Annotated in this window: 18 protein-coding genes; 5 read left to right on the top strand and 13 right to left on the bottom strand. The window is 67.3% G+C overall.

What is annotated here, in order from left to right; translation table 11 throughout:
* Positions 1 to 7 precede the first annotated feature (7 nt).
* The 8 genes from RAH32_RS08555 to uxaC form a co-directional block, all read right to left on the bottom strand.
* Complete coding sequence (locus tag RAH32_RS08555; protein WP_306607103.1) at positions 8 to 1,429, bottom strand: mannitol dehydrogenase family protein; 1,422 nt, start codon at positions 1,427 to 1,429, stop codon at positions 8 to 10.
* Positions 1,407 to 2,132, bottom strand: a complete 726-nt coding sequence (gene kduD, locus RAH32_RS08550) for a 2-dehydro-3-deoxy-D-gluconate 5-dehydrogenase KduD (protein WP_306607101.1) — start codon at positions 2,130 to 2,132, stop codon at positions 1,407 to 1,409. The genes RAH32_RS08555 and kduD overlap by 23 nt, the downstream gene beginning before the upstream one ends.
* Complete coding sequence (gene kduI, locus RAH32_RS08545) at positions 2,129 to 2,953, bottom strand: 5-dehydro-4-deoxy-D-glucuronate isomerase (protein ID WP_306607099.1); 825 nt, start codon at positions 2,951 to 2,953, stop codon at positions 2,129 to 2,131. Before kduI ends, kduD begins: the two co-directional genes overlap by 4 nt.
* Before the next feature lie 11 nt (positions 2,954 to 2,964).
* Entirely contained in the window at positions 2,965 to 3,246 is a 282-nt protein-coding gene (locus RAH32_RS08540) for a cupin domain-containing protein (protein WP_306607096.1), read from the bottom strand.
* Positions 3,243 to 4,523 (bottom strand): TRAP transporter large permease, encoded by a 1,281-nt coding sequence (locus tag RAH32_RS08535; RefSeq protein WP_306607094.1) that lies wholly within the window; start codon positions 4,521 to 4,523, stop codon positions 3,243 to 3,245. The genes RAH32_RS08540 and RAH32_RS08535 overlap by 4 nt, the downstream gene beginning before the upstream one ends.
* Position 4,524: 1 nt before the next feature.
* Positions 4,525 to 5,058, bottom strand: a complete 534-nt coding sequence (locus RAH32_RS08530) for a TRAP transporter small permease (protein WP_306607092.1) — start codon at positions 5,056 to 5,058, stop codon at positions 4,525 to 4,527.
* 62 nt (positions 5,059 to 5,120) lie between these two features.
* Positions 5,121 to 6,119 (bottom strand): TRAP transporter substrate-binding protein, encoded by a 999-nt coding sequence (locus RAH32_RS08525; RefSeq protein WP_306607090.1) that lies wholly within the window; start codon positions 6,117 to 6,119, stop codon positions 5,121 to 5,123.
* A 22-nt stretch (positions 6,120 to 6,141) separates the two neighbouring features.
* The gene (gene uxaC, locus RAH32_RS08520) at positions 6,142 to 7,542 is read right to left on the bottom strand and encodes a glucuronate isomerase (protein ID WP_306607088.1); all 1,401 of its coding nucleotides are present in this window, start codon (positions 7,540 to 7,542) and stop codon (positions 6,142 to 6,144) included.
* A 139-nt stretch (positions 7,543 to 7,681) separates the two neighbouring features.
* On the opposite strand from uxaC, the gene RAH32_RS08515 reads away from it, so the two are divergent.
* The gene (locus RAH32_RS08515; protein ID WP_306607086.1) at positions 7,682 to 8,329 is read left to right on the top strand and encodes a GntR family transcriptional regulator; all 648 of its coding nucleotides are present in this window, start codon (positions 7,682 to 7,684) and stop codon (positions 8,327 to 8,329) included.
* 96 nt (positions 8,330 to 8,425) lie between these two features.
* Here RAH32_RS08515 and RAH32_RS08510 read toward each other — a convergent pair whose 3' ends face one another.
* The 4 genes from RAH32_RS08510 to RAH32_RS08495 form a co-directional block, all read right to left on the bottom strand.
* Positions 8,426 to 9,265, bottom strand: coding sequence for an energy transducer TonB family protein (locus tag RAH32_RS08510; RefSeq protein ID WP_306607084.1), 840 nt, complete (start codon positions 9,263 to 9,265; stop codon positions 8,426 to 8,428).
* Positions 9,262 to 9,741, bottom strand: a complete 480-nt coding sequence (gene exbD, locus RAH32_RS08505) for a TonB system transport protein ExbD (RefSeq protein WP_306607082.1) — start codon at positions 9,739 to 9,741, stop codon at positions 9,262 to 9,264. Before exbD ends, RAH32_RS08510 begins: the two co-directional genes overlap by 4 nt.
* A gap of 3 nt (positions 9,742 to 9,744) precedes the next feature.
* A complete protein-coding gene (gene exbB, locus RAH32_RS08500) occupies positions 9,745 to 10,731 on the bottom strand; it encodes a tonB-system energizer ExbB (RefSeq protein WP_306607080.1) in 987 nt (328 codons plus the stop codon).
* Positions 10,732 to 10,886: 155 nt separating this feature from the next.
* Positions 10,887 to 11,915, bottom strand: coding sequence for a siderophore-interacting protein (locus tag RAH32_RS08495; RefSeq protein ID WP_306607078.1), 1,029 nt, complete (start codon positions 11,913 to 11,915; stop codon positions 10,887 to 10,889).
* A gap of 149 nt (positions 11,916 to 12,064) precedes the next feature.
* Between RAH32_RS08495 and mobA the strand changes: the two genes are divergently transcribed.
* Together mobA and RAH32_RS08485 are read left to right on the top strand one after the other, a co-directional pair.
* Positions 12,065 to 12,667 (top strand): molybdenum cofactor guanylyltransferase MobA, encoded by a 603-nt coding sequence (gene mobA, locus RAH32_RS08490; protein ID WP_306607729.1) that lies wholly within the window; start codon positions 12,065 to 12,067, stop codon positions 12,665 to 12,667.
* A 14-nt stretch (positions 12,668 to 12,681) separates the two neighbouring features.
* The gene (locus RAH32_RS08485; protein ID WP_306607076.1) at positions 12,682 to 13,392 is read left to right on the top strand and encodes a hypothetical protein; all 711 of its coding nucleotides are present in this window, start codon (positions 12,682 to 12,684) and stop codon (positions 13,390 to 13,392) included.
* Here the strand turns inward: RAH32_RS08485 and RAH32_RS08480 are convergent.
* Positions 13,371 to 14,741, bottom strand: a complete 1,371-nt coding sequence (locus tag RAH32_RS08480) for a cryptochrome/photolyase family protein (protein WP_306607074.1) — start codon at positions 14,739 to 14,741, stop codon at positions 13,371 to 13,373. The two genes, RAH32_RS08485 and RAH32_RS08480, sit on opposite strands and share 22 nt — an antisense overlap.
* Before the next feature lie 134 nt (positions 14,742 to 14,875).
* Here RAH32_RS08480 and cobA point away from each other — a divergent pair, with 134 nt between their 5' ends.
* Together cobA and RAH32_RS08470 are read left to right on the top strand one after the other, a co-directional pair.
* Entirely contained in the window at positions 14,876 to 15,604 is a 729-nt protein-coding gene (cobA, locus tag RAH32_RS08475; RefSeq protein WP_306607071.1) for a uroporphyrinogen-III C-methyltransferase, read from the top strand.
* A 111-nt stretch (positions 15,605 to 15,715) separates the two neighbouring features.
* Positions 15,716 to 19,219, top strand: a complete 3,504-nt coding sequence (locus RAH32_RS08470) for a M10 family metallopeptidase C-terminal domain-containing protein (protein ID WP_306607069.1) — start codon at positions 15,716 to 15,718, stop codon at positions 19,217 to 19,219.
* Position 19,220: the final 1 nt, after the last annotated feature.

The raw sequence follows: 19,220 nt of genomic DNA, 5'->3' as shown, positions 1-19,220 counted from the left end.
TGGGATTTCACCCCACCGCTTCCACGCCCGCCACCATCGCCCGCGCCCCGTCCTGCACCAACCCCGACAGCGCCGCCGTCAGGTCAGCCGCGAAGCCCGCGTCGTCGCGCAGCGCGGGCGGGAACACCTCGACCAGGGCCAGAAATCCCGCCACCGTCTGCGCGGAATCGTCGCGCCACAGGGCGGCCAGGCGCGGGGCCAGGGGATCCTTGACCTCGATCGGCTGGCCCTTTTCGTCACGGCCAGACACATAGCGCATCCAGGCCGCCACGGCCAAGGTCAGCCCTGGCACCGCCCGGCCCGCAGCGCGGCTTTCCGCGATGGTGCCCAGGATCCGCTGCGGCAGCTTCTGGCTGCCGTCCATCGCGATCTGCCAGGTCCGGTGCCGGATCGCCGGGTTCGCATAGCGCGCGGCAAGCGCATCGGCATAGGCCTCCAGAGCCACGCCCTGCGGGGGCGTCAGCGCCAGGATGATCTCGTCCCGCCACAGCCGGCGCACGAAGCCCGCGAAAACCGGATCGGCCATGGTCTCGGCGATGGTCTCATGCCCCGCCAGATAGCCCAGATAGGCGAGGCTGGAATGCGTGCCGTTCAGCATCCGCAGCTTCATGTGCTCGTATGGCGTGACATCCGCGACCATCTGCACGCCGACCGTCTCGAAGGCCGGACGGGGGCCGCAGAAATTGTCCTCGACCACCCACTGGCGGAAGGGTTCGTGCATGACCGGGGCTTCGTCGCGGATCCCGGTCGCCGCTTCCAGCCGGTCCAGGTCGGCGGGCGTGGTGGCGGGGACGATGCGGTCCACCATGGTCGCGGGGAATGCTCCGTTGGCCTCGATCCAGTGGGCCAGGGCCGGGTCGATCAGGCGGGCGAGTTCCAGGGTCACGCCGCGCACCACCCGGCCGTTTTCCGGCAGGTTGTCGCAGCAAAGCACCGTGAAGGGCGGCAGCCCCGCCGCGTGGCGCAGGGCCAGGGCGCGGACCAGGAAGCCCGGCGCGGATTTCGGCAGCGGGTTCGCCAGGTCGTGCCGGATGTCGGGATGGTCGCGGTTCAGGCGGCCCGTGGACGGCTCGTGGCAATAGCCCTTTTCCGTCACCGTCAAGCTGACGATATGCGTATCGGGCGCGGCCATCACCTCCAGCACCGCCTGGGGGTCTTCCGGCGCGACCAGCACGTCGCGCAGGACCGTCACGACCTGCGGCTTCTCGCCCTCCGGTCCCAGTTCAAGCGCCGTATAGGCCCAGCCCTGTGGCTTCAGCCTGTCGCGCGTGCCCGGCGATTGCAGCGAGACGCCGGTGATGCCCCAGCCCCCTGCCTCGGCCACATAGATCGCGCCATGGGCGCGGAAGAAGGCGCCGAGGCCCAGGTGGACGATACCCCCCTGCGTGGTCGGTTCGCGGAAAAGCCTACCTTGCAAGCCAGCCTCCATCGACGTTGAGGACGGCGCCGTTGATGTAGTCGGAGGCGGGGGCGGAGAGGAACACGGCGGTCTGGCCGATATCCTCGGGGCGGCCCCAGCGGCCTGCGGGGATGCGGTCCAGGATCGCGCGCGACCGGTCGGGATCGGCGCGCAGGGCCTCGGTGTTGTTGGTCTCGATATAGCCGGGCGCGATGGCGTTGACGTTCAGCCCGGCGGCGGCCCATTCGTTGGCCATCAGCCTGGTCAGGCCCGCGACGCCATGTTTCGACGCGGTATAGGACGGCACCCGGATGCCGCCCTGGAAGGACAGCAGGGACGCGATGTTGACGATCTTGCCCCGCCCGCGCGGCAGGGCGGCCCGCGCGAAGGCCTGGCAGGTGAAGAACAGCGCCTTGAGGTTCACGTCCATCACCTCGTCCCAGTCGGCCTCGGAGAACTCGACCGCATCGGCGCGGCGGATGATGCCCGCGTTGTTGACCAGGATGTCGATGCGTTCGGACGCGAAGACATCGCGCGCCGCCAGGGGATCGCGGAAGTCCAGCCGCAAGCCGCGACCGGACCCCATCAGCGCCAGCGTCTCGTCGCAGTCGCGGCGCCCGCTCGCGATGACCTCGGCCCCCGCCTGGGACAGGGCCACGGCGATGGCCTGGCCGATGCCGGTGTTGGCGCCGGTGACAAGCGCGACCTGGCCGTCCAGCGAGAAGGGGTTCACCGCAGGTCCCCCGGCTGGACGACGTCCATGTCGGTGTAATCGACATTGTCGCCCGCCATGGCCCAGATGAAGGTATAGCCGCCGATGCCCGCGCCCGAATGGATCGACCAGGGCGGCGAGATCACCGCCTGTTCGTCGGCCACGAACAGGTGGCGGGTTTCCTGCGGCTCTCCCATCAGGTGCAGGACGCGCGCCTCGGGCGCCATGCCGTGATACAGGTATGCCTCCATCCGGCGGTCGTGGACATGGGCGGGCATGGTGTTCCAGACCGACCCGTCCTCCAGCGTGGTATAGCCCAGCACAAGCTGGCAGCTTTCCATGACCAGCGGGTGGATGAACTGGCGGATGGTGCGCTTGTTCGAGGTTTCCACCGCGCCGGTCTTCATCTCCTTGGCGTCCTCGACGGTGATCAGCCGGCAGGGCAGTTCCCGATGCGCGGGGCAGGAGGTGATGTAGAACCGGCCCATGCCGCTGAAGGTCACCGCGCCCGAGCCCATGCCGAGATACAGGACGTCGCCCTTCTTCATCTCCCAGGTCTGGCCCGCCGCCGTGACGCTGCCGGTGTCGCCGATGTTGACGATGCCCATCTCTCGCCGTTCCAGGAAGGTCGCGGTCCTGGTTTCGGCGATCCTGTCCAGGGTGATGTCCGACCCGTCCGGCACCGCGCCGCCCAGCACGAAGCGGTCGTAATGGGTATAGACCAGCCGGATCTCGGCCCGGGCGAACAGCCCCTCGGCCAGGAAATGCCGGCGCAGATCGCCCGTGTCCATGCGTTTGGCATGATCGGGATGGATCGCGTGGCGGGTGTCGACATGGGTCATGGCAGGGCCTTTCACAGAAAATCGTCGCGGCAGGGGGTGAAGCTGTCGATCAGCTCGCCCTCTTCCAGGCAGGTGCAGCCGTGTTCGGCGTTCGAGGGGATGACGAAGGCATCGCCCGGCCCGACCTGAAACTCGCGGCCGTTCACGGTGAAGCGGTAGCGGCCCGACTGCACATAGGTCGATTGCACATGGGGGTGGGAATGCAGTGCGCCCTGGTCGCCCGCCCGGAAGGCGAAGCGGACGACCATCAATTCGGGGGAATGGGCCAGCACGGTGCGGACGGGACCCTTCATTTGAAGACGCTCGGCAGCCACAGCGACAGGGCGGGGACATAGGTCACCAGCAGCAGCACGATCAGGCCCGCGGCATAGAAGGGCCAGACGCTGCGCATGGCTTCCCAGATGGAAATGCGGGCCACGGCGGCGGCGACGAACTGGACGGGGCCCAGCGGCGGCGTGTTCAGGCCGATTCCCAGGTTCAGGATCATGATAACGCCGAAATGCACCGGATCGACGCCGAAGGCCGCAACCACCGGCAGGAAGATCGGCGTGGTGATGATGATCAGGGGCGACATGTCCATGAAGGTGCCCAGCACCAGCAGCACGATGTTGATCATCAGAAGGATCACGAAAGGATTGTCGGACACCGACTGCATCCAGTTGAGCGATATCTGCGCCACGTGCAGATAGGCCATCAGCCAGCCGAAGGCCCCCGCCATGCCGATGATCAGCAGCACCATCGCCGTCGTGCGCACCGCCTGCTGCGTGGCATGGACGAAGTCCGACCAGGACATGCTGCGATAGACCACCATCGTCACCAGCAGCGCATAGAGGACCGCGATGCAGGAGCTTTCGGTGGCCGTGAAGACGCCTGACCGCACACCGCCGAAGATGATGGCGATCAGCAGCATTCCGGGGATGGATTGCAGCAGGAAGTAACCCACGCGGGCGAAGCCGGGAAAGGCCTCGGTCGGATAGCCGCGCTGGCGGGCGACGATATAGGCGGTGACGGACAGCGCCGCGGCCAGCAGCAGGCCCGGAATGATTCCCGCGGTGAACAGGTCTGCGATGGAGATCCGCCCCCCGCCCGAGATCGAATAGATGATCATGTTGTGGCTGGGCGGCAGCAAGAGCGCGATCAGCGCGGCCATCGAGGTCACGTTGACAGCGTAGTCCGCGCCATAGCCGCGCGCCTTCATCTGCGGGATCATGATGCCGCCGACCGCCGCCGCCTCGGCCACCGCCGACCCGGAAATGCCGCCGAACAGGGTGGATGCCGCGATGTTGACCTGCCCCAAGCCGCCCCGGACATGGCCGATCAGCGACCCGGCGAAGGCCACGATCCGGGCGGCGATGCCGCCCCGGACCATCAGGTCGCCCGCGAAGATGAAGAAGGGAATGGCCATCAGCGTGAAGACGGAAATCCCCGCCGACAGCCGCTGGAAGACCACCAGCGGCGGCAGGCCCAGGTATCCGACGGTCGCCAGGCTGGAGATGCCGAGGCAGAAGGCGATCGGCGTGCCGATCAGCATGAGGACGGTGAAGACGCCGAACAGGATCAGGTATTCCATGTCAGGCCTCGGTCATCAGGATGTCTTGGGCATCGGGCGCGGCCTCGACCGTGCGGCCGGTCAGCCGGTTCAGCAGGTGTTCCAGCACGAACAGCGTCATCAGCACGCCTCCCGCGAACAGCGGCATGTAGCCGAAGCCCCCCGGCAGCCCGATCACCGGCAAGGACGATTCCCAGGTCTTCGCCATCAGTTGCCAGCCATAGACCGCCATGCCGATGCTGAAGGCCAGCACGGCCAGGTCGGACAGCGCGCGCAGCCACGTCCCGGCGCTGTCGGGCAAAAAGAACAGCAGCACGTCAAAGCCCATGTGGAAGCTTTCATGGACGCCCACGGCCGAGCCCAGGAAGATGAACCAGCTCATCAGCAGGATCGCCACCGGTTCGACCCACAGAAGGCTGTCGTTCATGACATAGCGCATGAAGACCTGCGCAAAGACGATGACCGTCATCGCCACCAGCCCGGTTCCCGCCAGCCACAGGCTGATCCGGGAAAACCAGGCGTTCAAGCGTGACAGTGCGGCGATGCTGCCATGCATGGCGTCACCCCTTGGTTTCAGGAAGAAGGAAGCCCGCGGCAGGGGTGCCGCGGGCCGGGGGATCACTGGGCTGCCGGCTGGGTTTCCTGGATGCGCTTGACCAGATCCTGCGCCTCGGGCGTGGTCACGTATTTTTCATAGACCGGGGCCATCGCCTCGATGAAGGCGGTCTTGTCCACGTCCTTGATGACCTCGCTTCCGGCAGCGATCACCTTTTCCTCGCTGGCCTTTTCCTGTTCGGCCCAGAGCTTGCGCTGAAGCGTGGCCGAATTTTCGGCGGCCGTGCGCAGGATCTCCTGGTCCTCGGGCGACAGCTTTTCCCAGGTGGTCTTCGACACCGCGACCAGTTCCGGCACCATCAGGTGCTGGTCCAGCGTGAAATACTTGGCGACCTCGGCATGGCCCGAGCTGTCATAGCTGGGAAAATTGTTTTCCGCCCCGTCGATGACGCCCGTCTGGATGGACGAATACACCTCGCCATAAGGCATCGGCGTGGCGTTGGCGCCCAGGGCCGACATCATGTCCACGAAGACATCGTTCTGCATGACGCGGAACTTCATGCCCTTGAGGTCTTCCACCGTCCTGATGGGCTTTTGCGAGTTGTAGAAGTTGCGCGCGCCCCCGTCGTAATAGGCGAGCGCGATCAGGTCCTTTTCGGCGAAGTCGGCGGCGATCTCCTCGCCGATAGGGCCGTCCATGACCGCGTGCTGGTGTTCGGGCGAGGTGAACAGGTAAGGCAGCGACATGATCTGCGTCACGGGCACGATGTCGTTGAACGACCCGAAGGACGCGCGCACCATGTCGATCACGCCGAACTGGGTCTGCTCGATTGTGTCCTTTTCCTCGCCCAGCTGGGACGACGGGAAGACCTCGATGCAGATGCGGCCTTGGGTCTTTTCCTTGACCTCGGCCGCCATGGCCTTGACGCCCTCGACGGTCGGATAGCCGTCGGGATGGGTGTCGGACGACCGCAGCGTGATCTCGCATTCCGCGGCCGCCGCGCCTGTGGCGAAAGCGGCCGAGATCATCAATCCGGCGAAGGTGGTCTTGACGAACTTCATGGTATCCTCCCGTTGGTGAAGCTCAGAGTTTGTAGGCCTTCTTGGCGAGGCCATAGGTCAGGTCGCGCGCCAGTTCCGGTGCCTCGTCGGCTGCCAGGCGCCCGGTGGCGACCAGGGTGGCGAGAAAGGCGCAATCCACGCGGCGCGCGACATCGTGGCGCGCGGGGATCGAACAGAAGGCGCGGGTGTCGTCGTTGAAGCCCACGGTGTTGTAGAAACCTGCGGTTTCCGTGGCCATCTGCCGGAAGCGCATCATCCCTTCGGGGCTGTCGTGGAACCACCAGGGCGGACCCAGGCGCAGGCAGGGATATACGCCTGCCAAGGGCGCCAGTTCGCGCGAATAGCTGGTCTCGTCCAGCGTGAACAGGATCACGGTCAGGTCGGGGCGCATCCCCACCGCGTTCAGCAACGGGCGCAGGGCCGCGACGTAATCGGTGCGGCCGGGGATGTCGAAGCCCTTGTCGCGGCCATGGACGGCCATCACCGGATCGGAATGGTTGCGCCGCGCGCCGGGGTGGATTTGCAGGACCAGCCCGTCCTCCAGGCTCATCCGCGCCATTTCGGTCAGCATCTGGCCGCGGAAGGCATCGGCTTCGTCGGCTGTGCATTGCCCGCGCAGAGCCTTCTGGAACAGCGCCGCCGCATCCGCCTGGGGCAGATCCTCGGTCCGGGCCGTGGCATGGCCGTGGTCGCTGGAGGTGGCGCCATGGTCCTTGAAGAACGCCCGCCGCGCCCGGTGCGCGTCCAGGTATCCGTCCCAGGTGGCTGTGTCGAAGCCGGTCTGCTGGCCCAGCAAGGCCACGTTGTCGGCAAAGCCCGCCATCTCGGGGTCCACCACGCCGTCGGGGCGATAGGCGGTGACGACCCGACCGGACCAGCCCGATTCGCGGATCATCCGGTGCCAGCGCAGATTGTCGGTCGCGGCCTCGGTCGTGGCGATGACCTCGATGTTGAAGCGTTCGAACAGCGCGCGGGGCAGGAATTCGGGGCGGGCCAGGCAATCGGCGATATGATCGTAATACCAGTCCGCCGTTTCCGCCGACAGGCGGCGGTCGATGCCGAAGACATGGTGAAAGCTGTGGTCCAGCCACATCCGCGACGGCGTGCCGCGCAACAGGTGATAGTTCCGGGCGAACAGCCGCCAGATCTTTCGCCCGTCCGCTTCGGTCGCCCCGCCATCAACCCGCGGCACGCCCAGGTCGGTCAGCGCCACGCCCTGCGAACACAGCATGCGGAAGACGTAATGGTCGGGCGTGACGAACAGCTGCGCGGGATCGGGGAAGGGCTGGTTCTCGGCGAACCAGCAGGGATCGGTATGGCCGTGCGGGCTGACGATCGGCAGATCACGGACTTCCGAATAAAGGCCACGCGCCAGATTGCGGGCGCGTCCTTCCAGCGGGAACAGCCGATCTTCGTCCAGCAAGCTCTTTCTCCTCCCATGAGTCGTACTTGTTTTCTGCGTCAGAAACTAATATGCTAGTTTTCAAGAATGGTCAATCGGGGGCATCATGTTGACCGCGTCCCTTTCTGCAAGAAGTTTTCCGCCGCTCGACAGCGGGCGGGTGCCGACGGTAACCGATCAGGTCTTCACCTTGCTTTACGACCGCGTGGTGAACCTGACCCTGCCGCCCGGCGCCAAGCTGTCCGAGGTCGAGATGGCGGCGCAAATGGGCGTGTCGCGCCAGCCGGTCCGCGATGCCTTTTATCGGCTGTCGCAACTGGGCTTCATCCAGATCCGCCCGCAGCGGGCGACCATCGTGACGCCGATCTCGGAAGAAGCGGTCCTGCAAGCCTATTTCATCCGCGCCGCGCTGGAGGAATCCTGCATCCGTGTCGCGGCGGAACGTCTGACGAATGGCCATTTCGACGCCTTGGCGCATCTGCTGGATCTGCAAGCCCGGGAAATCGAGACGGGCAACCGCACCGGCTTCCACAGGCTGGACGATCAGTTCCATCACGACATCTGCGCCTATGCCGGACTTGAGTTCGTCTGGACACTGGTGAAGGAAAACAAGGGCCACATGGACCGGGCGCGCTATCTGTCGCTGTCCTATGGCGCCGACACGGCCTTTGCCGAACACGGCCATATCCTTGACGCATTGCGCCGCCGCGACGCCGAGGCCGCCGTGGCAGCCATCCGCCAGCATCTGAGCCGGATCGAGGGGATCATTGCCCGCCTGCGCGTGGATCAGCCCCAGGTGTTCGGCTGAAAGAACCGTCTTTGCCTTGGTTCAAATATCCTCTGGGGGTCCCGGGGGGCGAAGCGCCCCCGGCCTCCGCCTGCTGCAAGGCAGCAGGCCATGCGGTCAGCGCACCTGAATATTGATCGGAAGCACGAAGCCATAGGTGGCATCGGTCAGTTCGGCGGGCGCGCGAGGGCAGCGTCCGGCGCGCTGCGCGGCCCGGACCGCCGCCTGGTCCAGGGCCGCGATGCCCGAGGATCCGGCGATGCCTACCCCCTGGATTGTCCCGCTGCGCGACACCGACAGATTCAATTCCACCCGGCCGCCTTCGCGGACCCCGCGCGGGGCCGATGCCCGGCGGCTGATGCAGGACCGGATCTGGCCACCCCATTGCGACATCAGGCTGGCCTTCTGCTGCGGGCTGGGACCGGCGGCCCCGGTGCCGCCGGCGCCTTGCTCGGCGCGGCGCGCCTGCTGCTGTTGCGGTGCGGCCTGTTCCTGCCTGCGGGGTTCCGCCTGACGCTGCCGTTCCGGTTCGCGGCGTTGTTCGGCTTGGTGCTGCGGTTCCGGTTCGCGTTCCGGGCGACGCTGCGGGCGGGCGGAACTGTTCAGCACCACCTCGGGCGGGGTGTCCAGTTCGGGCGGCGCGGGCGGAAACAGATCCGCCATGTCGTCCAGCGGTTCCAGCTCTGGCAGGGGCGGCAGTTCCAGCGGCTCTGCCACGGGTTCCGGTTCGGGTCGGGGTTCCGGCTCGGCAGGTTCCCGTGCCGCTTCGACCGGCTCCTCGACAGCGGGCGGGGCCAGATCGACAAAGACCGGTTCGGGCAGCCCAGGGGGCGGGGCTGCGGCTTCGGCTTGTCGCATCAACCACAAGGCCCCGCCCAGATGCAGCGCCAGCACCAGGACCGAGGCGCCGCCCCACAGCGCGCCCTCGCGGATCATGGCGGCGGTGCGCCCGCTCATTGTGCGGGTTCCGGGGCAGCCGCAGATGCGGGGTCGGCGGATGCCGGCGGCACGGCGCCCGTGGTCGATTCAAGCCCCACGAGCGCGATCTTCAGATAGCCGGTTTCGCGCAGGGTGTTCATCACCTCCATCAGGTCGCCATAGGCGACCTCGCGGTCGGCGCGCAGGAAGATGCGCTGCTCGCGGTCGCCTTCAGTCGCCTCGGCAAGCGCAGCCGCCAAACCCCCCGGCGCGATGTCGGTATTTCCCAGGGCCAGCGTCAGGTCGGGCTTGACGGTCACATAGACCGGCTGGTCGGGGCGCTGGGCGGGCGTGGCGTTCGACACCGGCAGATCGACGTTGACATCGACCGTCGCAAGCGGCGCCGCCACCATGAAGATGATCAGCAGCACCAGCATCACGTCGATGAAGGGAGTGACGTTGATCTCGTGGTTTTCGACCAGATCGTCGCCGCTGTCGCGTATCCCGCCAGCCATGGCCTATTCCCCCGGTGCGGTGGTGGCGGCGATGCCGCGGAAGTCCAGATCGCGGCTGACCAGCTGGCGCACGCCCGCCGCCGCATTTGCCAGCCGCAGGCGATAGCCGGTGATGCCGCGCGCAAAGATGTTATAGATCACCACCGCCGGGATCGCCGCAACCAGGCCGATGGCCGTCGCCAGCAAAGCCTCGGCAATACCCGGCGCCACGACGGCCAGGTTCGTGGTCTGGCTTTCGGAGATCCCGATGAAGCTGTTCATGATCCCCCAGACGGTGCCGAACAGGCCCACGAAGGGGGCGGTCGATCCGATGGTGGCCAGGATGCCGGTGCCCCTGCCCATGCGCCGGCCCGCGACGGCCTCGATCCGGTCCAGCTGCGATTCGACGCGCTCCTTGACGCCGTGGTCCCCCGCCACGTCCAGGGCAGGGCGGGACCGGCGGTATTCCTCGGCCGCGCTGCGGATCATGCGCGACACCGCGTCGCGGCGGCTGCCGCTGGCGGCCACGGCGGCATCCAGGCTGGCGGCCCGCTTGATGCGGCGGATGCCGTTTTGCGCCGTGGCGCTGGCCCCCCACAGTTCCAGGGCCTTGACCACCAGCACCGTCCAGGTGACGACCGATGCAAAGGCCAGCCCGATCATCACCGCCTTGACCACGATGTCGGCGGCCCAGAACATTCCCATCGGCGACAGGTCATGGGGCAGGTTCGGGTCGCGCGCAGGGGGCGTCAGGATCGGGGCCAGGGCATCCTGCACCGGCTGAGGAAGGAAATCGGCAACCGGTTCGGGTTCGGGTTCAGGCGAGGCCGGGACTGCGGCGGCCTGGGGTGCGGCGGGTTCCGCAGCCGGTCCTGTCGCCTGCACCGGCGCTTGCGGCTGTTGCGCCAAAGGGGCGGGCGCGGCGTCCTGCGCATGGGCCAGGGATGCCATCAGGCAGGCCAGCGAAAAGACAATGGGGGCGCCGAGACGGGACAGCGGAAGATGGGTCATGGCGTTCCTTGGCTTCTTGATCCGCCGGGGCGGCTGGTCGCGGTCGCTGCGGGGTCCGAAACGGCGCACAGGGCCATGGCCCGGCCCGCAGGGTTTTGCCGCATATCGAACAGCCATGTAAAATTGTCAACTATTGACGTGGCGGGTCTGCCGTTTCAGGCACTCCAATACGCGGCAAGATGGGCCTGCGCCTTGTCGATGCGCAAGTCGTCCAGGATGGCGGTCTTCAGAGGCGCCAGACGCGACCGTTCGGTGGCAAGCCAGATTCGCCGGGCGTTCGTGCCCTCTTGGCGTAGCCGGTCTGCCAGAACGGCCTCGCCGCCAGGCGTGTGGATGATGCGGATGCCCGGATGGTCGGGCAGGGGATAATCCGATCGGGCGCCGAACAGGTGACATTCGCCCCGCACATCGGCGGCTGCGGCTTCCAGGGTGCGGGCCAGGGCAGGATAGGCGGTTTCGTCCCCGCCGATCAGCAGGCTGCCCGCTTGCACGATCCCGCCGCCGCCCGGCCCGGTCAGCCCCACTACGGTGCCTGGTGCGGCGCAGGCCGCGAAATCGCAGGCCCGCCCGCCGTCATGGATGAAGATGTCGGTGTCCAGCCAGCCCGCAGCCGGATCGATATGGCGCACCGTATAGGCAGGCCTGTGCAGCGTGGCCGCGCCCTTGGGCCAGACCGTCCGACCGTCGTCCCCGATCACCGGCCAAGCGGGAACCGTCGTTCCCCGCGGTTGCAGCACCAGACGGAAATGGATCAGGTCGCGGGAAAGACGGCCCATGTCGCCTCCCTCAAGACGCAGGCGCAGGAAATCGGCCGCGATCCGGGTGACGCCCGCCACCCGCGCCAGGCTGAAATTGGGGGGATGCGCGCCGGGACGGTCCAGCGACGACCATGCCGGCCGCAGATCCGGCAGATGCCCGACCAACCGATGCGTGACGGTCTTGCACAGGTCGTGCAGCCGGTCGCGGGCATGGGCGCGGACATAAAGGATGCTGCCCGTCGGTCCCATCTTCGCGCCGAATTCGCCCCCGTCCGGCAGCTTGCACCACGTGGACCGGCCATGCCCGTCGTGCAGATCCAGCCCCTGTTCCGCAGCCTCGGCCCGGATCAGGGTGTCGATCATGGCAAAGGGCAGGTCGGGCAGGCTGGCCTGGGTCTGATAGGGGGGCAGGGGGTCATGTCTCATGCACAGGTTCCGGTCCTGGCCAGCGTCCCGCATCGGCTAGTGTCGCCGACCTGTCGTGTCAAGAAACGGATAGGGTCCGGCCCTGGATGTGTCCCACCAAGAAGTGGTCCGATCTTGCCATGCGCGCCGATCGGGGCCACAACCGCCCCATGACCCATCCCGCCATCATCCTTGCCGGAGGCCGCGCGACCCGCATGGGGGGGGGCGACAAATGCCTGCTGGATCTGGGCGGCAGGCCCATGCTGGCGCGAATCATCGACCGGCTGGCCCCGCAATGCGCGCCGCTGGCGCTGAACGCGAATGGCGATGCGGTGCGGTTCGCCGGTTTCGGGCTGCCTGTCCTGCCCGACAGTCTGCCCGATTTCCCGGGGCCGCTGGCGGGAATCCTGGCGGGCATGGACTGGGCGGCAGGGCTTGGCGCGGATGCGGTGATCAGCGTCGCGGGCGATACGCCGTTCTTTCCGCGCGATCTTGCCACGCGCCTGACTGCGCAGGGCAACGGCATCGTTCTGGCCGCCGGGCGGGATGGCGGGGGGCGGGTCGTGGATCACCCGACCTTCGGCCTGTGGCCGGTGGCGCTGCGGGATGCCTTACGCGGCTTTCTGGTCCTGGGGAAACGGCGGGTGCGCGGCTTTGCCGCGGAACACGGCGCGGCGACGGTTGGCTGGGACATATCGCCCGACCCCTTCTTCAACATCAACACACCCGAGGATCTGGAACAGGCCCGTCAGGGGTTGGGGCTGCAAACGTGATCAAGGGAAATTCCATGCGCAACCTGCTTTCCATCCTTGTGCTGCTGGCAGCCGTCGCCTTTGCCGTCTCGCCCATGCTGTCGAACGGCTTTGGCGGCTATCGTCCCGACCAGTTCCCGATCCCGCAGGTCGATCCGCCGATCCAGCCTGCGGGCTGGGCCTTTTCCATCTGGGGCCTGATCTTCGCCTGGCTGGTCGCGGGTTCCGCCTTTGGTGCCTGGAAGCGGCCGGCCGATCCCGACTGGCAGCCGATGCGCCCTGCGCTGCTGGTCAGCCTGGCACTGGGAATGTTCTGGATCGAGACGGCGCACAATACCCCCATCGGCGCGACCGTGCTGATCGTGGCGATGCTGGTGCCGGCGCTGATCGCCTTCCTGCGCGCCGGTCGGCAGGATCCGGTCTGGCAGGTGCGGCCCGTCGCGCTGTATGCGGGCTGGCTGACGGCGGCCACGGGGGCGTCCTTCGGGATTGTCCTGGGGGGATACGGGATCCTGTCTGAACAGGCGGCCGCGATCCTGTGCCTGCTGGCCGTGACCGGCGCGGCCCTGGCCGTGCAGGCGGTGCGTCCAGGCGAGTGGGCCTATCCGGCGGGTGTCGCCTGGGCCTTGATCGGCATCCTGGCCGCGAACCTGACGCCCGCCAATCCGGTCGTTCTGGTGCTGGCAGGGCTTGCGGCCACCGCGCTGATCTGGCGCGCGGCCGCCTATCGCCGGAAGCGGGCATAGGCATCAAGGGCGCGCTGCCTGCCCTGGTCCAGGTCGATCAGCGGCGCGGGGCGGGCCTCCAGCACCCAGGATCGGGGCGCCGCCTCGGCAAACTCGGCCGCGCCCTTCGCCCCCGGAGCCAGCCAATAGTCGCGATAGAGCCGCTTGCCGTCGAACTTCGCGGCCTGGGTGTCGGGATTGAACACCCGGAAATAGGGAGAGGCATCCGGCCCGCAGCCCGCCACCCATTGCCAGTTCATCGCGTTGCTGGCCGCGTCCCAGTCGGTCAGGCAGCGCGCGAACCAGTCCAGCCCGACGCGCCAGTCAACCATCAGATGCTTGACCAGATAGCTGGCCGCGATCATCCGCACCCGGTTGTGCATCCGCCCGGTCGCGAACATCTCTCGCATTCCTGCATCGACCAGGGCCACACCGGTGCGGCCCTGTCGCCAAGCTTCGGCCTCTGCGCCATCGCTTTGCCATGGAAAATCATTCCATTCCGCTCTCCAGCACGTCTGGCCCATGTCGGGCATGGCGTCGAAAAGATCGCGTGCGAATTCCCGCCAAGCCAGTTCGCGCAGGAAATCCTCGACCCCGCCGATGCCGTGGGCCTGGGCGTTCATCGCCCTGTGCCACAATCGCCGCGCGCTGATTTCGCCGACCGCCAAGGCATCCGACAGGCCCGAGGTCGCAGCGCCGTCGGACGGAGTGTCGCGGCGTGTGCCATAGCGGGCGTCCAGCCTGTCCAGAAATGCGTCCAGCCGGGCATGGGCCGCGCTTTCCCCGGCCTGGACATGGCGCGCCACCACATCCCAGCCGCGGTTCATCGCCGCGCGTGCCTCGGGCCAGTCCAGGCCGTCGCCGTCAGGCCAGGACGTGGGCAGGGACGGGCGCGGCGCGGGCAGGGGATCGGCGATCGATCCCTTGCGCAGGGCGCGCCAGAAGGGCGTGAAGACCTTGAAGCGGGTGCCGGTGCCGGTCAGCACGCTGCCGCGCGGGACCAGGTCGGCCGGCGGATGCAGATGCAGTTTGGCCCCCGCCCGTTCCACCGCTGTCGCCAAGCCGTCATCCGTGGCGAAGGGCAATCCCTGCGTCGCGTGGACCGCCTGGGCGCCGCTGTCGCGGATCATCGCGAGCAGCACTGTGGCAGGGTCGCCGCGCCGGACGATCAACCGGCTGCCCTGGCGGCGCAGGGCCGCGTCCAGATCGGGCAGCGCCATCGCCTGTCGCTGGGCCGACGCCGGGTGGGCGCACGCTTCGGCCGGATCCAGGATCACCAGCGGAATCACCGGCCCGCTTTCGGCGGCGGCCACAAGCGCGGGGTGATCGTCCAGCCGCAGCACACGGCGAAACCAGCATATGACGGTCATTGCATCCCTCATGTTCAGTTCGCGGATCCGTGGGCGGGACCGGCCAAGGTTTCGCCGCCCGGCATTGTCAGGCCCGTCTTGGGTGGTATAGCTGGAAATCCCCGGCCGAAAGCTGTCCCTTGCCTGATCTCTCCATGCCATCAACCGGTTTCGTGTCGCTTGTCTCTGCCGGGCCGGGCGACCCGGAACTGCTGACGCTGAGGGCCGTGGACCGCCTGGCGCGGGCCGAGGTGGTGCTTTACGACGACCTGGCATCCGGTCCGGTCCTGGACCACGCCAATCCCGACGCGATGCTGATCGCGGTCGGCAAGCGGGCGGGCCGTCCGTCAGCGCGGCAGGATCACGTCAATGCGCTGCTGGTCGAACATGCCCTGGCGGGGCGCCGGGTCGTGCGGCTGAAATCGGGCGATTCGGGCATCTTCGGGCGGCTGGAGGAGGAACTGGTCGCCCTGACCGGCGCCGGCATCGCCTTCGAGATCGTGCCCGGCGTCACATCGGCCAGTGCTGCTGCGGCGGCGGCGGGGATCCCCCTGACCCGCCGGCTGACGGCGCGGCGGGTGCAGTTCATCACCGGCGCCGATGTGACGGGCCACCTGCCCGAGGACATCAACTGGGCGGCCATCGCCGATCCGGCGGTCACGACCGTGGTCTTCATGGGCCAGCGAAGCTTTCCCGACCTTGCGGCGGGGTTGCGTGCCCATGGCCTGCCGGGCGATACGCCCGCCCTGTTCGCGGAATCCGTGGGGCATCCGCACCAGCGGCTGATCCGCACCACGGTCGACGAATTGGCGACGATGATGAAGATTGCCTCGGTGTCACAACCGGGCTTGATCATTTACGGACCTTTAGCATTCTATGCCTAAAGATTTCATCAATCTGCCGGGATAATCCGATTGTTCGGACAAGGCGGGTTAGGGTTCTGTTAGCGTATTGCCCCGTGCGGGCCGGCTGCAAATGCGCATTGAACGGACCAGATGATTTCTTGGCAGCACATCGTCACATATGGCACCGCGCAACCGCGCTGGCTGTCGAATGTTGCCGATCTGGCCCTGGCTCCTGTCGATGGCAAATGGATGCTGTTCGCCGTGAATGCGAAGGGCGGGGTCAGCACCTATCGAATCAGCGACCCCCTGGCGCCGCTGGAACGCGGTCAGGCGGCTGCCTTTCCGTTGAACTTTACCTATCAGGCAGAGCCTTTCCTGACGGTCCTGGGCGGGGAAGGCGGTGGCGACCTGATGGTCGGGGGGATGTCGGGCGCGGGCGTGGCCGGGCTGTCCTTCGACGGCAGGGGCCGGCTTGGCGAGATCGCGCAGCTTTTCCCGGCAGACCGGATCGGGGCGCAACTGTCCGCCAGCGGCGGCATGACCAGCGACCAGGGGCAGTTCCTGTTTTCGGCCCGTCACGACCGGCTGGCGATCGAGACAAGCCGGATCGGCGCCGATGGCGCCCTTGTGCCTGTGTCTTCGGTCCAACTGCCCCTGCCGGCCGGCGTGGCCGAGGCGTCGCTGGACAAGATCATCATGGCGACGGTGGACGGGCAGCGCCTGCTGGTCGCCATCTCGGGCCTGGGCAATTTCATCTCGACCCACGCGCTTGGCGCGGACGGCGCCCTGGGCCAGGGGGCGGTCCATGTCGCCGAGGCGGGACTGGGCTACTATGTCCCATCGGACATTGCCGCGATCGAGTTCGGGGGCAAGAGCTTCGTGGTGGTGGCGGGGGCCACGTCGTCGTCCCTGTCGGTGTTCCGGCTGGACAAGACAGGCGCGCTGACCGCGGTCGATCACATCGTCGATGAACTGACGACCCGGTTCCAGTCTGTGACGGCCCTTGCCACGGCAGTCGTCGACGGGCGTGGCTATGTGATCGCGGGCGGCGCCGACGGCGGCATCAGCATCTTCACGCTGCTGCCCGACGGCAGGATGATGCATCTGCAAACCATCGCCGACAGCGCCGACATGGCCCTGGCGCGTGTCAGTGCCATCGAGGCCACGGTGATCGGGGGCAAGATCGTGCTGCTTGTCACCTCGGACGGCGAAACCGGTCTGACCCAGCTTGCCATCGACCCCGGCGCCCTTGGCCAGACGGGTCTGGCGGGTGCGGGGACGGTCGCGGGAACGTCGCGCGACGATCTGCTGCTGGCGACTGCCGCCACGACGCATCTGCAGGGCGGCGACGGCGACGACATCCTTGTCACCGCCAAGTCCAACATCACGCTGACGGGTGGGGAAGGGGCCGATGTCTTCGTCATCGACCGCTTCGATGGCCGCGTGATCATCACCGACTATGAGGCAGGCGCGGATCGGCTGGACCTGTCCTTGCTGGGCATGATCCGCAGCACCTGGCAGCTGAACTTCGTTCCCCAAACCTGGGGGATGCGGATCATCTATGGCAATTCGATCCTGGAGATCCGCACCCGCTCGGGCGGTGCCCTGACCCCCGGCGATTTCGACAACGGGATGTTTCCCATCGGCCACTACGGCCTGCCCGCGCTGGATCCGGTCAAGATCGTGACGCCGCCCACGACCGTCGGCAAATGGGTCTTCGGCACTGCCGCCCCGGACAGCCTGCTGGGTGCCGGGGGAAACGACGTGATCCAGGCCGGGACAGGCAACGACACCGTCTCGGCCGGGGCGGGGGATGATACGGTCCATGGCCAGGCGGGCAACGACCTGCTGCGCGGGGGCAGCGGCGCGGATCTTCTGCTGGGACAGGGCGGCAACGATACGCTGTTCGGCGACGACGGAAACGACAGCCTGCTGGGCCATGACGGCAATGACCTGATCTATGGCGGCCTTGGCCATGACACCCTGCGCGGCGGCATCGGCAACGATCGGCTGTATGGCGGCCCCGGCGCCGACCGCCTGTTCGGAGAAACGGGCGACGATACCCTGGCCGGCGAAAACGACAACGACTATCTCGAGGACGTGCTGGGCAACAACCACCTTCTGGGCGGCGCGGGCCATGACACGCTGATCGCCGGTTCCGGCCTGGACAGCCTTTGGGGGGGCGACGGCAACGACCTGCTGCGCGGCGGCGCGGGTGTGGACATGCTGAACGGCCAGACCGGCAACGACATCATGTGGGGCGGCACGGGCGCCGACCGGCTCGAGGATCTCTTTGGCAACAATCAGTTTCATGGCGAGGACGGGAACGATCTGCTGATCGCGGGCGCAGGACTTGACCTGCTGCGCGGAGGAGAAGGCAGCGACGTTCTGCGTGCCGGCGGGGGCAATGACCGCCTGTTCGGCGACGGCGGAAACGATCAGCTGTTCGGCGATGCGGAGAGCGATCTTCTGGACGGCGGGGCGGGCGACGACGCGCTTTACGGGGGGCTGGGGAACGACCAGCTGAACGGCAATCTGGGAAACGACACGCTGCAAGGCCAGGACGGCAACGACCTGCTGGCCGACCTGTCTGGCAACAACCGCCTGCTGGGGGACGCGGGCAATGACACGTTGCGGGCAGGGGCAGGGATGGATTGGCTGGCCGGAGGGCTGGGCAACGATCATCTCATGGCCGGGGCCGGAAACGACCGGTTGTTGGGCGATGCGGGGAACGACCGCCTTCTGGGCGAGGCGGGCAGCGACATCCTGCAGGATCTGTTGGGCAGCAACCATCTGGATGGCGGCTGGGGCCATGACCGCCTGCAGACAGGCGCGGGGTGGGACACCTTGCTGGGGGGCATGGACAACGATGTTCTGCAGGCTGGTGCCGGCAACGACAGGCTGGACGGCGGGCCGGGAAACGACAGCCTGTTCGGGGAAGGAGGAAACGACATCCTCGCGGACCTGTGGGGACACAATGTCCTGTGGGGCGGCGACGGCAATGATGCGTTGACCGCGGGGGCAGGCCACGACAGGCTGAACGGAGACGCAGGAAACGATGTCCTTGTCGCAGGGGCGGGAAACGACACCCTGCGCGGCGGACTGGACAACGACCGGCTGGCGGGACAATCCGGTAATGACGGCCTGTTCGGAGAAGCGGGCAACGATTCGCTGTCAGGCGATGGTGGGAACGACACGCTTTATGGCGGTCCGGGCGACGATGCGCTGCTTGGCGGCGCGGGGTCGGACATGCTGTGGGGCGAGGCGGGGAACGATGTCCTCAACGGCGGCGACCTGCGCGATACCCTGTGGGGCGGCTTTGGCAACGATATCCTGATCGGTGGGGGCGGGGCCGATGTGCTTGTGGGGGGCGATGGCGCGGACGTGTTCCGCTTCGTCGCCCTGGCCGAAAGCCTGCCCGCCGCGCCGGATGTGATCCATGATTTTTCCGGCACAGCCGACCGGCTGGACCTGCGCGCCTTCAGGCTGGGATATATCGATGATGCGAACTTCAGCGCGGCCCGGCAGGTTCGCTGGCAGCATCTGGGGGCCGAAACCCGCGTCATGGCCGACCTGAACGGAGACGGCAAGGCAGACTTCCTGCTGCGGTTGCTGGGCCATATCGACCTCGACCGCGGCGATTTCCTGCTGTGAC

Origin of the sequence: Paracoccus yibinensis (genome assembly GCF_030846195.1) — a bacterium.
Lineage (GTDB): Bacteria > Pseudomonadota > Alphaproteobacteria > Rhodobacterales > Rhodobacteraceae > Paracoccus > Paracoccus yibinensis.
Note: the sequence above shows the minus strand (reverse complement) of the source record. Positions and strands in the feature narration are given on the sequence as shown.

Coding starts and splice junctions, on each gene's coding strand:
- RAH32_RS08555 (WP_306607103.1), bottom strand. CDS start 1,429: ATGGAGGCTGGCTTGCAAGGTAGGCTTTTCCGCGAACCGACCACGCAG.
- kduI (WP_306607099.1), bottom strand. CDS start 2,953: ATGACCCATGTCGACACCCGCCACGCGATCCATCCCGATCATGCCAAA.
- RAH32_RS08540 (WP_306607096.1), bottom strand. CDS start 3,246: ATGAAGGGTCCCGTCCGCACCGTGCTGGCCCATTCCCCCGAATTGATG.
- RAH32_RS08535 (WP_306607094.1), bottom strand. CDS start 4,523: ATGGAATACCTGATCCTGTTCGGCGTCTTCACCGTCCTCATGCTGATC.
- RAH32_RS08530 (WP_306607092.1), bottom strand. CDS start 5,058: ATGCATGGCAGCATCGCCGCACTGTCACGCTTGAACGCCTGGTTTTCC.
- RAH32_RS08525 (WP_306607090.1), bottom strand. CDS start 6,119: ATGAAGTTCGTCAAGACCACCTTCGCCGGATTGATGATCTCGGCCGCT.
- RAH32_RS08510 (WP_306607084.1), bottom strand. CDS start 9,265: ATGAGCGGGCGCACCGCCGCCATGATCCGCGAGGGCGCGCTGTGGGGC.
- exbD (WP_306607082.1), bottom strand. CDS start 9,741: ATGGCTGGCGGGATACGCGACAGCGGCGACGATCTGGTCGAAAACCAC.
- exbB (WP_306607080.1), bottom strand. CDS start 10,731: ATGACCCATCTTCCGCTGTCCCGTCTCGGCGCCCCCATTGTCTTTTCG.
- RAH32_RS08495 (WP_306607078.1), bottom strand. CDS start 11,915: ATGAGACATGACCCCCTGCCCCCCTATCAGACCCAGGCCAGCCTGCCC.
- mobA (WP_306607729.1), top strand. CDS start 12,065: ATGACCCATCCCGCCATCATCCTTGCCGGAGGCCGCGCGACCCGCATG.
- RAH32_RS08485 (WP_306607076.1), top strand. CDS start 12,682: ATGCGCAACCTGCTTTCCATCCTTGTGCTGCTGGCAGCCGTCGCCTTT.
- RAH32_RS08480 (WP_306607074.1), bottom strand. CDS start 14,741: ATGACCGTCATATGCTGGTTTCGCCGTGTGCTGCGGCTGGACGATCAC.
- cobA (WP_306607071.1), top strand. CDS start 14,876: ATGCCATCAACCGGTTTCGTGTCGCTTGTCTCTGCCGGGCCGGGCGAC.
- RAH32_RS08470 (WP_306607069.1), top strand. CDS start 15,716: ATGATTTCTTGGCAGCACATCGTCACATATGGCACCGCGCAACCGCGC.